Below are 15341 nucleotides of genomic sequence, written 5' to 3' on the forward strand. Positions count from 1 at the left end.
GTTATGACATCCACGCTCCCGTTAGAAGCTGTCATGGCGTGAGGACACTTATCGATTTCTTTAATTTGGCCACCCCACTAGTTCGGTCGGGGTGCCTTGTCGCGCACCGCTTCATCGCGGACGTCGCGCGTGTCGTCCCGCGCTTGATCGCGCGGAATATCGCTGCTGGGTGGGCGACCGTACGAGGTGTGGTCGTCGGCGAACATGGGCGGGACACTCGATGGCATGGGCTCTACCTCCTGAGACCGCAAACGATCCGATCCAGCGCGTGAAGCGCAAGCGAAGCCGAGGTCAGGCCAACCTCAGATCGCCTTGATGCCGCCGCCCGTCGACGGCCCGTGCGCCGGCAGGCGTGCAGGAGTGATCAGCGCGACAGGAAGTCGCCGATGACCTCGGCGATCTCGACGGCGTGGGTTTCCAGGGCGAAGTGTCCCGTGTCGAAGAAGCGGACTTCCGCATCCGGGTTGTCGCGCTTGAAGGCTTCCGCGCCGGGCGGCAGGAAGAAGGGGTCGTTCTTGCCCCATACCGCGAGGAATCGCGGCTTGTGCTGGCGGAAGTACGCCTGGAATGCCGGATATAGCGCGACGTTGCTCTTGTAGTCGCCGAACAGGTCCAGCTGGATCTCATCGGCACCGGGGCGGGCCAGATAGTAGTTGTCGAGCGCGATCCCGTCGGGCGATACGCTCGCTTCGTCGTACACGCCGTGCGTGTACTGCCAGCGCGTCGTTTCCGGTGCCAGCATCGCGCGCAGCACTTCGCGATTCTGCTTCGAAGAGTCTTGCCAATAGCGCGGATGGGGTTCCAGCCGTCGCTCAATCCTTCTTCATACGCATTGCCATTCTGCGAAATGATCGCAGTGATGCGCTCGGGATGACGGCTGGCGATGCGAAAGCCGGTTGGCGCGCCGTAATCGAAGACGTAGACGGCGAAGGTGTCGAGCCCTACCACCTCGGTGAAGCGGTCGATGACGTCAGCGACGTGCTCGAAGGTGTAGGCAAAGCTGTCGCGGGACGGCATGTCCGAGAGGCCGAAGCCCGGCAGGTCCGGCGCGACGATATGGAAGCGGTCGGCAAGCAGCGGAATAAGGTCGCGGAACATATGGCTGGACGTGGGGAAGCCGTGCAACAGGAGCAACTTCGGCGCGTCCGCCGGGCCGGCTTCGCGATAGAACACGTTGAAGCCGTCGACGTCGGCGGTGCGGTAGCGGATGACGGTCATGGTTCGTACTCCTCGGCAAGTGGTGAGGGTTCAGTTCGTATGGGTCGGGTCCAGGAGGTCGTCCGGGATCTCGGGGCGCAGGTACATCGCCAGAGCACTGCAGATCAGCACGAGTCCAATCAGCGGAAAAACCAGCGCCACGACGGCGGCGATGGCGAACATCAGGAGCGTGCCCAGCGACCGGCGCCGTGCCATGCGCCGTGATCGCGGGGACATCTGGGTGTCGTCCACTTGGGTGAAGACCTCTTTCTCGAAGAGGCGGTAGATGAAGTCGACGCAGAAGAAGATCGTCGCGTAGACCGTTACGGGCGCCGACGCGACGTGGGCATTGGCGATCCAGGCCGTGGCGAACGGTACGAGGGAGATGCCGAACAGGTGGGCGAAATTGACCCAGATGAGGCGGTTCGTTACGTGCGTGACGAGGCGCAGGAGGTGGTGGTGGTTCGTCCAGATGATCGCGATGAAAAGGAAGCTCACGAGGTATGCCACGGCGGTCGGCCAAAGCGTCACGAGCTCCTCGAACGTCGTGCCCTCCGGTGCCTTGAGTTCCAGCACCATGATGGTGATGAGGACGGCAATCACCGCATCGGAAAACGCGCCGAGTCGGTCTGCACTCACCTTGCGAACGGGTGTCATGGCATGTCTCCTCTCGAATCGGGTCCGGACGTTCGTAGGCTCAATCCGCGACGCCATGCGCGGCTTGCAGGATCAGGTCCACCACGGTGTCGGGTGCCGTCACGGAAGGTGCGTGGTCCACGGCGTGCCCGGCGAGCCGCGCGTTCATGCGCGCCGCCATGAAGCGTTGGGTGGACTCGAGGATCATCCGGTCCTCCTTTGCGACGAGGTACCAGCTGGGTACGTCCTTCCAGAGCGGGCGTGGCACGGGAACGGTGAGGCAGGCGGGGAAGATTGGGCGCTGCACGGCGGCGAGGATGGCCTGGTCACATACACGAGGCCCTTGACCTGCGGACTGCGCACCGCGCCGACGACTGCACCGGCGTAGGCGTGACCCGCCAGGATCACGGGTCCGCCGGCGCGCTCGATGCTGCGTTCCACGGCGGCCACGTCATCCGCCAAGCTCGTCAAGGGAAGCGGAGTGGTAACCGTCTTAAGACCCTTATGTAGGAGTCGGCTGACGACTTTTGACCCGCTGGAGCCATCGGCCCAGGCGCCGTGGGCGAGGATGAAGGTCAAGGTTGTTGAGGACATGGCTGGCTCCGGGAGTAGGCGTAGCGGTGGCTTTTGGCTGGCCTGTGCGATGGGGCCGGCTCGCATTCCGAATAACCGCCTTGACATCGATTAGAAGGTTATGTCCGACGAAGCTAACTTGTCAACCACTTCTGAAGGGGTTACGTTCGCCCCACCTACCGAGGCCCGTCATGTCCCAGTCCCTGCCACCCATCCTTGTCGCCGATGCCCCCGGTCTCGATTTTCTGAATTCAGTCGCCACGCCGGTGGACGTCCCGCTCGACTGGCTGGACGACGGCGACGGCTTGCTGGCGTGGCTCGAGCAAGCGGACATGGTTCCTGCCAAGGTTTTGGCCGAGGTACGCCAGCGCGCGATGCCGGGCGAACTCGATCGGATGGCGGACAAGGCGCGCAACCTGCGGGAATGGTTCCGCGCATTCGTGCGGGAAAAGAGGGGCCGGGCACTGGAGTCCACCGACCTTCCGGAACTCGAGCCGCTGAACCTGCTGCTCGCGCGCGACGAAGGGTTTGCGCAGCTCGTCGGCGACGGGGGTGATGGGTCAGTGCGGCTCGTCCGCACGCGCCGCTGGACGTCGCCGGAAGCGCTGCTTCAGCCGATCGGCGAAGCGATGGCGAAACTGGTCGCCGAAGAAGACTTCTCGCACATCAAAGCCTGCGAGGGCCCGACATGTACCTTGTTGTTCGCCGACCACACCCGCGGTCACGTCCGCCGCTGGTGCAGCATGGCGGCGTGCGGCAACCGTGCGAAACAAACCGCGCACCGCCAGCGAGCGAAAGCCGGCCGATAGACCCGCCCTCGCCCGCATCCGGTGTCGACAGGCCTACGGGCGTTATGACGCCTGCTCGACCCTCACTTCCACCCGTCGATTTGGCGCAAGGCACGCTACCAGTTCCGCGTGTGCACCGGCCGGGCACTCCTTCACCGGATCTTTCTCGCCGAGCCCTTCCGCGAGGATCTTTGTGCGGGGAACGCCGTCGGCGACCAGGGCTTCCATCACCGCACGCGCCCGGCGCTCCGATAGCGGCTGGTTATAGGCATGGGTGCCCAGCCGATCCGTATAGCCCGTGACGCGGATGCTCTGGATCTGCGCCATGTGCGCCCGCAGGTTCGCTCCCAGGTTTGTCACTGCCGATCTTCCATCGGCGGTCAGGTCGGCCTTGTCGAAGGCGAACAGCGCGTCGGCCGACAAGGTGATTTGCTGCGGCATCGCATCGGCCACGGCTGCCGGCGGCGTCGGCTCGTCCAGGAAGGCCGCGCAAGATTCCGGCTTCCAATAGAAGCTCCGCGCCAGCTTGTCCTGGTCGAACAACACCTTGTACTGGCACTGCACGACCTCGTCGGTACCGCGCTTGCGGAAGTTGAAGAGGTAATTCCACTCCCGCACACCCCACACACCTTCCTCGAAGTGCGGGAAGCCGATCAACTCGGAGATCTGGTGCTTGTCGAGTCCGGACTTCACCTGGCGCAGGTTGTCCAGGTTCGGGAAAGTGCCGCCCTTATGCAGGGACGGCATGTTCGCCGGCGCCGGCCAGTCGAGTTGAGCCGCCGAGCGACCGTCCTTCGCGATGTCGCGGCTGTAGCTGCCGCAACCTGCCAGCGCCAGCGCGATGCACGACACGGCGATACCCTTGAACGATGCACGCATGTTCCTGACTCCTTCGATGATGTTCATGGATGCACCGCTCACCAGACCACCGCCGCGCCGACGCCGGCGCCCGCGTCGCCGCGTGAATTGGTCGTGGCGTTGAGCTTGAACACGTAGTGCCCGCTCTCGGTGATCGTCGACATGCCCACGGCGATACCAGTCTCGCCGTGGAAACTACCGAGGGCGACTGCGGCGGAGTTCTGGTTCGGCTGGTAGGCCTGCGGCAGCGAAGCCATCGCCATGGCTGACGCGACGCCCGCGTTGGCGCGATTGCCGACGCGATTGAGGTCGCGGTCGACGCTCTGGAAGCGCTGGTCGACATAGTCCTTCGACCAGTTCTTGGCGCTCTCGATCGCCTGGTCCAACTGGCCGACGTTCACCGCGTCGGTGGGATTCACGCCCGCCGCAACATTGGTGACGGTGCGCTCGTGCCCAACCGAGCCGACTGACACGGTATTGCTGCCCGTCGCGACCGAGCCCGCGCCAATCGCCACGCTGTTGTCGCCGCTGGCATTTGAGCCTGCGCCGATCGCGGTGCTGTTGTTGCCCGAGGCCGACGAACCGGCGCCGGCCGCCGTGGAGTTGTTGCCGCCGGCGGACGCCGTGGACGTGTTATCGGGGCTGGTTTGGTACGTGTTGTCGATGTTGGTGCCGCCATTGCCGGGCGGCGGCAGGTTGTTCACCGTGTTGCTGAGGTTGGTCAACGCCGTGTACAGCGCATCCACCGCCGTATTGGTCGCATAGAGTTGGGAACCATTGATCGCGTCCGTGCTGCTACCGCTGATGCGCCCGGCCGCGACGTTGGTGAGGGTGCGTTCCGAGCCGAGCGCGCCAATGCTCACCGTCGACCCCGGCGTGGTGCCGGCGAAGGCGTAGGTCGCGCCGGCGAGCATGGCGCTGGCGGTGCCGATGGCCGCATCGGTGCTGGAGCCCGAGCCGAGGGCCACACTACCGGCATACGCCGCTTCGGCGCCGGTACCCATGGCTATGGCCTGGATGCCGTTGGACGTGGCGTTGCTGCCCAACGCGATGCCGTCCGCGAGGTTGGCCGTGGAATCCTCGCCGATCGCGATGCCACCCGGCGCCGTCTGCTGCACGATGGCGTGGTTGCCGATGCCGATACCGCTGTCGCCGTTCACCGTGGTCTCCGGACCGACGGCCACCGACTCCGCGCCCACCGCCGCCGAATCGCTGGCGGTCGAATTGGCGTGGAAATACTTCGTCGGCGTGACGGCGAACGAGGCGAGCGAACCCTTCAGCTGGCGGAGGGTCACCGCATCCTGGTCCTCCGTACCGTCGGCGACGTTCGTGACCTGGCGGAAGTCCGTGGCGTTGCCCACCGACACCGCGCCCTGCAACGTGCGATCGGTGGTGTTGAACGGGATGACGTGCGTGCCCACCGTGATGGAACCGGAGTCCGGCGCTATCGGACGGTCGGACACCGCGCCGGAACCGAGCGCGACGCCGCCTTGCACCGTGGCGCTCGTGCCTTGGCCCACCGCCGTGGCGTTGGTCGCCGCGGCGACCGAACCAACGCCGGAGGCGACGGCGTTCAGGCCCGTGGCGCCGTCATTGTCGTAATTGCCGCCCGTGGTGACGCCGTTGTCATTGACGCTGTAGTAGTGCGTGGCGTTGTTGATGACGGTGGTGTTGAGCGAATCGATCGCCTGGTTCGTGGCGAACAGCTGCGATCCGTTCACCGCATCGGTGCTGCCGCCGTCGATTCGCCCCGCGGCCACGTTCGTGATTGTCCGTTCCGCGCCGCCCGCGCCGACGCTCACCGTACTCGTCGGCGTGCCACCGGCATACGTGTATGCGGTGCCCGCGATGGTGCCGCCGGCCGTCTGCACCACCGGTGCCGTCGTGGAACCCGCCCCCAGTGCCACGTCGCCGACATTGGCGCCGGCGGTGGCTCCGTTGCCGATGGATACGGCGTCGTCGGTGTTGGCGTTGGACAGAGGACCGATCGCCACGCTGTTCACGCCCGTCGCGATGGAGTCGGCGAGGTTCGAGTTGGCATGGAAGTACTTGATGCCATTGGTGCCGATCTGGTCGAAGATCTGCTGCACCGAACTGTAGGTGTTGCCGGCGTAGTTGATGCTGGTGTCGATCGTGCCGGTCGCGGGGTCATACGTGGTGCCACCACCGATGCTCGTCGCGGTGGAATCGCCCAGGTTGGTCACCGTGTTACCGAGGTTGGTGACCGTGCTGCCGAGATTGGTCACCGTGGTGCCCACGGCGCCGACGGCCTGGTTCGTCGCGTACAGCTGCGAGCCGTTGATGGCATCCGTGCTGCCGCCATCGACGCGGCCGGCCGCCACGTGCGTGATGGTGCGCTCGGCACCAGCCGTACCCACGCTCACCGTGGAACCCGGTGCAGTACCGGCATAGGCGTATGTCGTGCCGTTCACGACGCCGTTCGGCGTCTGCACCGCGGCTTCTGTCGTGGAGCCCGCGCCCAGCGCCACGCTGCCCGCGAAGGCTGCCTGTGCACCCGTACCGAGTGCGATGGCCTGGATGCCGTTCGAGGTGGCATTGCTGCCCAGCGCGATGCCGTCGGCGAGGTTCGCTGTCGCGTTCTGGCCGATGGCCGTGCCGCCCGGCGCCGTCTGCTGCACGATGGCGCCGTTGCCGATGCCGATGCCGTTGTCGCCGTTCACCGTGGTCTGTGGGCCGATGGCCACTGATTCCAGCCCCACCGCCGCGGAATCGCTGGCCGTGGAATTGGCGTGGAAGTACTTCAGCGGCGTGATCGCGAACGAGGCCAGCGAGCCCTTCAACTGGCGCAGCGTCACCGCATCCTGGTCTTCCGTACCGTCGGCAACGTTGGTGACTTGGCGGAAGTCGGTGGCGTTACCGACGGAGACGGCACCGCGCAGCGTGCGGTCGGAGGTGTTGAACGGAATGAGGTGGGTGCCTGCCGTGATCGAGCCGGAGTCCGGGGCGATGGGGCGATCCGAGACCGCGCCGGAGCCCAGCGCCACACCGCCGAGCACGGAGGCGCCCGCACCCTGGCCCAGCGCAGTAGCGTTGTCCGCGCTGGCCGTGGCACCGATGCCCGCCGCCAGCGCATTGAGACCGGTGGCGCCGTCATTGGCATAGTTGGCGCCCGGCGTGCCGTTGTCGTTGACGCTGTAGTAGTGCATGGCGGCGGTCGCCACGTCACCGCCGATCTGGCTGAAGATCTGCTGCAGCGAGTTATAGGTGTTACCGCCGTAGGTCACGCTGGTGTTGATGTTGCCCGTGGTCGGATCGTAGGTCGTGCCGCCGCCGATGGTCGTGGCGATGGTGTCGCCAAGGTTGGTCACGGTGTTGCTGAGGTTAGTCACCGTACTGCCGAGGTTGGTAACGCTCGTTCCCAACCCGTCCACAGCCTGGTTGGTCGCGAACAACTGAGAGCCGTTGATGGCATCCGTGCTGGCACCGTTGATACGACCCGCCGCAAGGTTGGTGACGGTGCGTTCCGCGCCGGCGGCGCCCACGCTCACCGTGCTACCTGGTGTGGTTCCCTGGAACACATAGGCAACCCCGTTGATGGTCGTCCCGGCGGTGCCCACGGCCGCAGCGGTGGTCGAACCCGACCCCAGGGCCACGTCGTTCGCGTTATTTGCCCTTGCCGTATTGCCAAGGGCGACCGAACCGGCACCGAGCGCGCCGCTGGTGTTGCCCATGGCAATGGAACCGACGCCTTGAGCGTTGTTGCCGTTACCTTGCGCAATCGCGCCATCGCCGGTGGCGGTGTTGTTCGAGCCCACGGCAACGGCACCGTTACCATTAGCGGCATTCGGGTCGCCGATGGCGACCGCACCGTTGCCGCTCGCGACCTGCCCTTCGCCGAGTGCGACCGCGCCGGTGCCCGCCGTAACCTGTGAGTTTCGACCTGCTGCAATGGAGCCGGGACCGGCGGCGGCGGCCACCGTGCTCCTGTCGCCAAGAGCCACGGTCGAGGCCGCCATCGCCTGCGCCTGTGGGCCGAGTGCGACCGCGGCGGCTGCACCAGCGTTGGCAAGGACGCCTACCGCCACGGCGTTGATCTGGGTGGCGGTTGTCGTGGTGCCCAACACCACCGAGTTGGTCCCGGAGGCAGTGGAGCCGTTGCCCAAGGCGATGGCCCCCTGGCCCGTGGCGCTCGTACTCACGCCAAACGCGGAGGCGTTGCTGTTCGTGGCGTGCACGTCATAGCCGATGGCCGCTGCGTTGACGGCAATAGCGCTCGACCGCGCGCCGATCGAGGTGGAGTTATTGCCTGATGCCGTGGCGCTGGCGGTCGAATCGCCGCCGATGGCGATCGAAGCCAGCCCGCTCGCCTTGGCTTGATAACCAATAGCGGTCGCTTGCGTCTGGGTTGCGGCGGCGCGCAAGCCCATGCCGATGGCATACAAGCCTGATGCCGTCACATCCGTGCCGACACCAATCGCTGACTCGGCGGTAGCGCCGCCGGTTGTGCGGGCACCGATGTAGAGCGCATTGAGCGCTGTTGCATAGGCCTGCCAGCCGATGGCGGTGGCATGGGCCGCGAGGCTTTGGGACGACAGCCCCGCAGCCAGGGTGCCCTCGCCGGTGGCCACGGTGAATCCGCCGAGGGCGGTCGCCTGCCCCGTGTTCGCCTGTGCCGATGTACCCAACGCGACGGAGTTCTGGGCGCCCACCGCTTTGGAAGAACTGCCGATGACCACGCTGTTCGCGGAATCGACATCGGCTGACGATCTCGCGCCTATGGCGACCGCGTTGGAACCCGTGTTCGACGACTGCGTGCCGATAGCGATGCCGCTGACGTTCGAAGCCAAGCTCTGCACGCCGATACCGATGGCCGCGGCACCACTCGCTGTCACGTCAGTCCCGACCGCTATTGCTGATTCCGCGAGGGCCCCAGAGCTTGGGACGGTGCGGGCACCAACATAGATGGCATTGATTCCCTGCGCGTACGCCTGGAAGCCGACGCTGACGCCGTTCAAGTTAGCGCTGAGTGCCCCGTATCCCACGGCAGTCGCGCCGCCGGCATTAGCCGCGGACGCCAAGCCAATACACATGGTCGATCCGGCGTAGGCATTGTACGGAGGGTTGGCGCAGCTGACCTGGGCCTGCGCCACGACTGTCCACGCAAGGCCACCGACGGCCGCCGACGCGGCAACGACGAACCTGCCGAATCCTTGACGTCTGCCTCGACCTACGGGTCGACTGGTCGTTGTACCGCCAGGGCGACTGCTGGCCAGTTCCGAGGCAACGACGAGCTGGTTCAGTGCCCGGTTCCAGATCTTGCTGTGGATCTTGTTCATGGCGGTTTTCCTGTTTCGGGAAATGCACGGGGAGGAATCAGCCAGGGAGTGAGCCGCGCGCGTGCCTGCCCGTCGCGCGACGCACGGGTGCGTCGCGCTATCGCGCTATCGCGTAGTGGCTTCTCCCGGTTCGTCGGCCGCTGTCCTGTAGCACGCGGCTCCAGCCGCGCGCGTCCGATGACGGCGGTGTTCGGGAGTTAGATGATCAGGTGTCCGCGCGCGTGGGCGGTGCGTGCAGCATCGCCATGCGGGAACAATCCAGGCCATGACATCGGCATTCGATGCGTGATCGGCCGAGGTTCGCTACTCGCTTCGCTTTCGGCCTCTGCGGCCTACTGGGTGGATACTTATCCATTGCGTCTACCGCTCCCCTGTCAAGCGTGTCCTGCTCAATCGATACGACGACCGCGCCTTCACTGCGCCACGACGTTATAGCTTAAGCATGTCTGAAACATTAAGGCTTAGTTTGTCGTTCTGTGACGTGTGTCGCTATCGCTCCCGTTGCCAGTTTGCGACCGCACCGTTTTTGTCAGACAAAACGATTCTTACTGCGAACATCAGTGCGCGGGAAGCAGTGCGCAACTAAGGAAAAACAAAGCAACGAACACGTGCACTCCCGCGAGCCAGGACAAGGCAACGCCTGCCAACGTCGGATCAGGTAGCGCGCGACCCGCAAAGGGACATGCGCCTCCGGGGAAGACCGATAGCTCACCAGAAAAGACGCCGTGGCGCCCACCGTGTCAGACTTCACGAACATCACCAGAAACAGGGGAACCAAGATGGCAAGCTCCAGCAATCGTCCGGGCCTCGTGTGCCTCGTCGGCACCCTCATCCTTCTTGCTGGCTGCGCCCACGACGGGACGGTCGCGCCGGCGAAGCAGGCCGCCACGCCGAAGGATGGCAAGGTCAGCTACGACATGGTCCCGGCGAAAGACGCCGACCGGCTCCACCCGGCCAAGGGCCAGCACACGTTCGGTGCGCAGCCCATCGAGAACCCGCCCCCGGTCTATCCGCCCGAGCTTGTCTCGGCGAACCTTGCCGCGACGATCCGCGCCAAAGTGATCGTCGACGGCGACGGCAAGGTCACGGACGTGCGCGATCTCGACACCATGGGCGGCGAGCATCACGGCGCATTCTTCGCCGCCGTACGCGAGGCCGCGATGCGCTGGCGCTACACGCCGATGACCGTCGTCCAGGACAACGAAGATGCCCGCGGCAACTTCAACCAGACGAAGACGACCCAACCCTTCAGCCTCGACTACTCATTCCGCTTCGAGCTGAAGGATGGCGTTCCCACGGTATCGGCGACGCGCTAGGGCACAGGCCCGTGGTCGTAACTGAGCACCCGATACATCCGCCATTTGCCGCCGTCGTCTTTCCATAGCGTGGTGAAATCGGCTTGGCCGTCGAGGTGCTCAGGCTTGCCTTCCCAGGTGACGTAAAAGAGGTGGTGACCGGTGATCAGGCCGTAGCCGCCTTTCATCGAGTGGAATGTGATGCTACTTGCCACCGCTTCGCGGCGCAGGTGCATCTTGGGGTCACCGCAGGGCCCTTTGCGTAGGGAGTCGATCAATGCCTGCCGACCGGAGGTGAGCCCGCCTTTGTCATGATAGAACTCGACAGCGGGCTCAATGAGGTCGCTCATCGTCGTCATATCGCAGGCGTTGTATGCCGTCCAGAACCTGGTTTCGGCGGCACGGACCTGAGCTTCTTCATCCGCGGCCGACGCGGACGACGAGAGGATCGACAGGACCAGGAAGCTTCCGAGCGCCAGCGCTTTGTGTCTCATGTTCCGTTCCTTCCGTACCTGCGCCCAGATTACTGAAGAAGCCTGTTGATGTCCTCGACGTCCTTGAGCGTTGCCGCGCCCACGGTGCGCTTGAGCAGCAGCTTGTTGAGGATGAACTGATGGCGGAGCGCGGTGTATTGGCTGCGAATTTCAGCCAGCGTCTGGATCGCGAAAACCACGTTGGTCAGGCTCTGCGTGCCGATGTCGTAGCCGGCGCGCATCGACGCCAGTGCCTTCTTCGCGGCGTCCACCGCGCTGCGCGCGTCGTTCACCTGGCCGATGCCGGCTTCCACGCGGTTGAAGTAGTTGTACGCATCGCGGGCCGTCTGCCGGCGGACGGTTTCCAGGTCGCCCTGGTCGGCATCGCGCTGGTGGATCGCCTGGCGCACCTGGGATTGGGTGAGGCCGCCGCTGAAGAGCGGGACGGAAAGCACCAGACCCACCGTGGTGTTTCCCGTGCCGTAGCTGGCCGTGCCAGGCAGGCGATTCGACCACGCGCCCGCTTTGTCATAGCCGACTGCAAGGCCCAGTGTGGGCAAGTGGCCGGCGCGGGCCGCGTTGATGGAGTGCTCGTCGGCGCTGACGAGATGGCTGGCCGCGAGCACGGAGGGGCTCTGGCGCATCGCCTGTTCCACCCATGCGTTGGGATCGTCCGGCGTCGGTCGCTCCATGGGGATGTCGTCGCGGAGGGTTTTCAGCGTGCCGGGTTCCTTACCCGTCAGCTGCTGCAGCGCACGGCGCGCGTCCTTCAACGCGGTTTCCGCGTCGACGCGCGACGACTTGATGTAGAGGTAGTACGCCTGCGACTGGGTGAGATCCGCCTCGGGATTCAGGCCCTGCCCGACCAGCACCTTGGCCTGCTCGTATTGCTGCTTGTATGCGTCTTCGTACGAGCGGAACACCTCGACCTGGTCCTGCGCGACCAGCACGTTGAAATAGGCCGTGGTCGTACGGACGAACAGATCCTGGAGTTCGCCCTCGTAGGTCGCGTTCTGCGCCTCCGCCGTGAGCTTGGCCTGTCGCTCCCGTGCGAACTTCGACAGGTCCAGCACCGTCTGGTCGAGGGTCAACGACAGGTCGCGCTGGCGGCTGTGGCCGCTGTTCGAGGTGGCTTGCGGATTTCCGTTGCCGTCGTTGATGACACCGGCATAGCCGGGATGGAACTGCTGCAGGCTGAGGCCGGCGGACAGTTGCGGCAGCAGCGCCGCGCGGGCCTGCGGCACGCCTTCCGCCACGACCAGCCGCCGTGCATCCGCGCTGGCCAGCACCGGATCGTTGGCGACGGCTTCGCGATAGACGTCCAGGAGATCTTCGGCACCCGCCGTCACCGGCACGCCGCCAGCCAACGCCAGCAAGAGCCCAAGGCACGTCGATAACTTCCGCTTCTGCATATTCGCCCCTATTCCAGTGTGTCGATGGGGCGATTCAGCAAGAAGCGTGCCGGGTGCGGGACCCTGCCGTCCACGCTTTACGAGCCGCTTTTCCAGGGACTGTCCGGACGCCTGCGATTTCTTTCGATCTGGCGCGGCGTCCATCGAACCTGTCCGCGGACGCCGCACGCGGACACCCTCGGTCACCGCTATGCCGATCGCATCGCCGCGACGGGAGGCACGGAAGCCGCGCGAAGTGCGGGCGCGAGCACGGCCAGTTGACCGAGTACCCACAGCACGGCCGCACCGACCGGCAGGTACCAGACCGGCAGGCGCGGCAACTCGTAGACCTTCATCAGGGCGGCGTTGATGCCAAACGCAAGCGCCATGCCGAGCACGATGCCGATGGTGACGATCAGGAAGTTTTCGATCTGGAAGTAACGGAGGATGTCGCCGCTGGTCGCGCCGAGCGCGCGGCGCACGCCAATCTGCTTGCGCCGTTGGGCGACCCAGAAGCTCGCGAGTCCGACGATCCCGAGGGCGGTCGTACCGAGCAGCGCGACCACCACGCCGACCAGCAGCCCGGTCATGACGCGCGAGCTGAGGAAGTAACGGCTGCGCAGGTCTCCTATCGTCTGGCTTTGGGCCTGATCCATCACCGCATCCGGGGCGGCCCGCAGCACGGCTTCCTTGGCGCGGCGCATGACGCCCGGCAGATCGGCCGGGTCCGCGCGTATGAGGTACCTGCCCGCGAATTGTGGGCCCGGCTGGGCCGGAACATACACCGACCAATCGGGATCCTTCGCCTCGCCACCGCCTGGTTCCGGGACGGCCAGGTGATCCAGTACGCCGATCACGCGAAAAGTCTCACCACTCCAGAAAGTCTTCCCGAGCGGGTTCTCGCCGGGCCAGAAATGGTCTGCCAGTACGCGCGTGACCAGCACCGGGGGATTCTTCGGGACGAAGTTTGCGACGGGCGTGTATTCGTTCTGCGCGGGCATGCGTCCGGAAATGAGGCGCAAGCCGAACGCCTCTGCCGTGCCTGGGCTCGCGAGATAGAACTCCACGACGCCGCCGAACTGGACCTTGTCCCGATCCAGGAACACGCCTGCACGCCCGGCATGTTGGCCAAAGGGCACCGTATTGACGACGGTGGCCGCACGCACGCCGGCAACGCCACGGACAGCCGACAGCACGCGCGCGTTGAGATCGGTCGCCTGTACCGGCTCGAACCCGTCGAGCTTGATGGTGCCCAGGGCGCTTTCGTCGACGCCGGTGATCACGTGCATCGCCTGCACCCGCTGCATGATCAGGAAGCAGGCGTTGCACAGCACGGCGCAGGCCAGCGCGATCTCGAGCGCGATGAGCACCGTGGCAATGCGGTGCTTGCGCAGTGCGGCGACGATGGGCTGGAACTGCATCGTGCTCATCTCAGATCACCTTCAGCTGCAGCGCGGGTTCGACGAGGCTGGCACGCAAGGCGGGCAGCATGCCGGCGACGAGGCTGACTCCGAGCGAGAGCGCGAAGGTCGCCAGGAACATCGACACGTCGAGGTGGATGAAGTCCGCGTAAGGCACGGGCTGCCGTCGAACCAGCGAAAGACCGAGCAGCGTGAGCAGCAGGCCGCCAATACCGCCGACGATGCCGATCACGCCTGCTTCGACGAGGTATTGCGCGAACACCGTCTTTCGTGTCGCGCCCAGCGCCCGGCGCAGGCCGATTTCCCCACCGCGGCGGAGGAACTTGGCAAGGAGCAAACCCACGACGTTGCACAGGCAGATGAGCAGGAAGGCGAAGGCCAGCATGGTCTGGAGTTTCACGTCGCTGGGCACGACGCCGTTGAAATCCAGCCACTCCATCAACGAGCGCATGCGGTTGTTGTCAGCCACCGAGATGCGCCCCAGCGCCTTTTGCTCGGCCGCATAATCGTCGAGGTAGCGCCGATAGGCGGCGACCTTGCTCGCATCGCCCAACTGCACCCAGAGCGATACCCAGACACATGGCGAGTTCTGCAGGTGGCCCGGCGTCGCCGGCATGCCCCAGCAGGTGAACTGCTGGAAATAGCCGTGGTTGATGTCGAGCGCCGTGTTCAACGGCGTGATCACGTCTTCCGGCTTTCCGTAGAAGTCGGCGGTGTCACCGTTGGAGAAGCGGCCGCCGCGCACGTCGTAGAACAGGGGCGAGGGCCGCCACACATCCAGTACACCGACGATGCGCACGTCCTTGCCGCGCAGCCGCAACGCCCGGCCGACGCTGTTCGCGCCGCCGAACAGCTTCTCGTTGAGGTCGGCGGAGATGACCGCCACTCGCGCGTGCCGGGCATCGTCGTCGGCGCTCCAGCCCCGTCCGTAACGGAACGGCACGTCGAACATCGCGAAGAAGTCCGTCGTGGTGGACAGCATCGGCAACATCAATGGCGGCAGCCTTGAGTCGGGCGCCTGCAGCTTCACGTCGCTGTTCACGATGAGCGCCTGCCGGTCGGCTCGCCGCGAACGCCAGAGGTCGACCGCCGTCTGGTAGTCGAGCACGTCGAAGGGTTCGCGACGCTTGGACTGCGGGTCGACGTCCACCTGCGGGTAATAGAGGTGCTGGCTCCGTCCGGGCAGGGGATCGCCCGACAGCAGGTGCATCACCGTCAGCGTCGTCATGCTCGCCCCGATGCCCACGGCGATCGCGAGCACCATGAGCGCGGTGAGCATCCGGTTGCGCTTCATGTTGCGCAAGGCCAGTTCTACGTAATAGCCAAGCATCCGTACCCCCGTCGTGGGAACGATGCTGTCGATGACCCGCATCGTTTCGTTCAACAAGGTATCCGCTTGGGCACCTCCTTTG

The 15341-nt window shown here is 65.4% G+C and carries 10 protein-coding genes and 3 pseudogenes; 2 read left to right on the forward strand and 11 right to left on the reverse strand.

What is annotated here, in order from left to right; all coding sequences use genetic code 11:
• Nucleotides 1-77: 77 nt before the first annotated feature.
• The 4 genes and pseudogenes from ACQKIE_RS08470 to ACQKIE_RS08485 form a co-directional block, all read right to left on the reverse strand.
• A complete protein-coding gene (locus ACQKIE_RS08470; RefSeq protein WP_427457853.1) occupies nt 78-227 on the reverse strand; it encodes a hypothetical protein in 150 nt (49 codons plus the stop codon).
• Nucleotides 228-364: 137 nt separating this feature from the next.
• Nucleotides 365-1218, reverse strand: a pseudogene (locus ACQKIE_RS08475) (alpha/beta fold hydrolase).
• A gap of 30 nt (nt 1219-1248) precedes the next feature.
• On the reverse strand, nt 1249-1854 hold the full coding sequence (locus tag ACQKIE_RS08480) for a TMEM175 family protein (protein ID WP_427457856.1): 606 nt from the start codon (nt 1852-1854) through the stop codon (nt 1249-1251).
• A 40-nt stretch (nt 1855-1894) separates the two neighbouring features.
• Nucleotides 1895-2197: pseudogene (locus ACQKIE_RS08485) on the reverse strand (alpha/beta fold hydrolase); the annotation flags it as partial.
• Between the two features lie 400 nt (nt 2198-2597).
• Between ACQKIE_RS08485 and ACQKIE_RS08490 the strand changes: the two are divergent.
• Nucleotides 2598-3215 carry a CGNR zinc finger domain-containing protein gene (locus ACQKIE_RS08490; protein WP_427457859.1) on the forward strand — a complete coding sequence of 206 codons (618 nt, stop codon included), beginning with the start codon at nt 2598-2600 and terminating at the stop codon, nt 3213-3215.
• A 42-nt stretch (nt 3216-3257) separates the two neighbouring features.
• On the opposite strand, the gene ACQKIE_RS08495 is transcribed toward ACQKIE_RS08490, so the two are convergent.
• From ACQKIE_RS08495 to ACQKIE_RS08505, 3 genes and pseudogenes are all read right to left on the reverse strand, one after another.
• Nucleotides 3258-4073, reverse strand: a complete 816-nt coding sequence (locus ACQKIE_RS08495; protein ID WP_427457862.1) for an OmpA family protein — start codon at nt 4071-4073, stop codon at nt 3258-3260.
• Nucleotides 4074-4111: 38 nt separating this feature from the next.
• Complete coding sequence (locus ACQKIE_RS08500) at nt 4112-8905, reverse strand: beta strand repeat-containing protein (protein ID WP_427458421.1); 4794 nt, start codon at nt 8903-8905, stop codon at nt 4112-4114.
• 324 nt (nt 8906-9229) lie between these two features.
• Nucleotides 9230-9349 (reverse strand): annotated as a pseudogene (locus ACQKIE_RS08505) (ESPR domain-containing protein); the annotation flags it as partial.
• Between the two features lie 779 nt (nt 9350-10128).
• Between ACQKIE_RS08505 and ACQKIE_RS08510 the strand changes: the two are divergent.
• On the forward strand, nt 10129-10665 hold the full coding sequence (locus tag ACQKIE_RS08510; RefSeq protein WP_427457865.1) for an energy transducer TonB: 537 nt from the start codon (nt 10129-10131) through the stop codon (nt 10663-10665).
• Here the strand turns inward: ACQKIE_RS08510 and ACQKIE_RS08515 are convergent.
• The 4 genes from ACQKIE_RS08515 to ACQKIE_RS08530 all read right to left on the reverse strand — a co-directional run bounded on the left by ACQKIE_RS08515 (nt 10662) and on the right by ACQKIE_RS08530 (nt 15259).
• Nucleotides 10662-11138 (reverse strand): nuclear transport factor 2 family protein, encoded by a 477-nt coding sequence (locus tag ACQKIE_RS08515; RefSeq protein ID WP_427457868.1) that lies wholly within the window; start codon nt 11136-11138, stop codon nt 10662-10664. The two genes, ACQKIE_RS08510 and ACQKIE_RS08515, sit on opposite strands and share 4 nt — an antisense overlap.
• A 29-nt stretch (nt 11139-11167) precedes the next feature.
• Nucleotides 11168-12529, reverse strand: coding sequence for a TolC family outer membrane protein (locus ACQKIE_RS08520; protein WP_427457870.1), 1362 nt, complete (start codon nt 12527-12529; stop codon nt 11168-11170).
• Nucleotides 12530-12717: 188 nt separating this feature from the next.
• Complete coding sequence (locus ACQKIE_RS08525) at nt 12718-13929, reverse strand: ABC transporter permease (RefSeq protein ID WP_427458424.1); 1212 nt, start codon at nt 13927-13929, stop codon at nt 12718-12720.
• Nucleotides 13930-13939: 10 nt separating this feature from the next.
• The gene (locus tag ACQKIE_RS08530; RefSeq protein WP_427458426.1) at nt 13940-15259 is read right to left on the reverse strand and encodes an ABC transporter permease; all 1320 of its coding nucleotides are present in this window, start codon (nt 15257-15259) and stop codon (nt 13940-13942) included.
• Nucleotides 15260-15341: the final 82 nt, after the last annotated feature.

The organism is Luteibacter sp. NPDC031894, from assembly GCF_050273135.1.
Classification (GTDB): domain Bacteria; phylum Pseudomonadota; class Gammaproteobacteria; order Xanthomonadales; family Rhodanobacteraceae; genus Luteibacter.

Excerpts from the sequence above, each read along its gene's own strand:
- ACQKIE_RS08470 (WP_427457853.1), bottom strand. The coding sequence starts at position 227 with ATGCCATCGAGTGTCCCGCCCATGTTCGCCGACGACCACACCTCGTAC.
- ACQKIE_RS08480 (WP_427457856.1), bottom strand. The coding sequence starts at position 1,854 with ATGACACCCGTTCGCAAGGTGAGTGCAGACCGACTCGGCGCGTTTTCC.
- ACQKIE_RS08490 (WP_427457859.1), top strand. The coding sequence starts at position 2,598 with ATGTCCCAGTCCCTGCCACCCATCCTTGTCGCCGATGCCCCCGGTCTC.
- ACQKIE_RS08495 (WP_427457862.1), bottom strand. The coding sequence starts at position 4,073 with ATGCGTGCATCGTTCAAGGGTATCGCCGTGTCGTGCATCGCGCTGGCG.
- ACQKIE_RS08510 (WP_427457865.1), top strand. The coding sequence starts at position 10,129 with ATGGCAAGCTCCAGCAATCGTCCGGGCCTCGTGTGCCTCGTCGGCACC.
- ACQKIE_RS08515 (WP_427457868.1), bottom strand. The coding sequence starts at position 11,138 with ATGAGACACAAAGCGCTGGCGCTCGGAAGCTTCCTGGTCCTGTCGATC.
- ACQKIE_RS08520 (WP_427457870.1), bottom strand. The coding sequence starts at position 12,529 with ATGCAGAAGCGGAAGTTATCGACGTGCCTTGGGCTCTTGCTGGCGTTG.
- ACQKIE_RS08525 (WP_427458424.1), bottom strand. The coding sequence starts at position 13,929 with ATGCAGTTCCAGCCCATCGTCGCCGCACTGCGCAAGCACCGCATTGCC.
- ACQKIE_RS08530 (WP_427458426.1), bottom strand. The coding sequence starts at position 15,259 with ATGCTTGGCTATTACGTAGAACTGGCCTTGCGCAACATGAAGCGCAAC.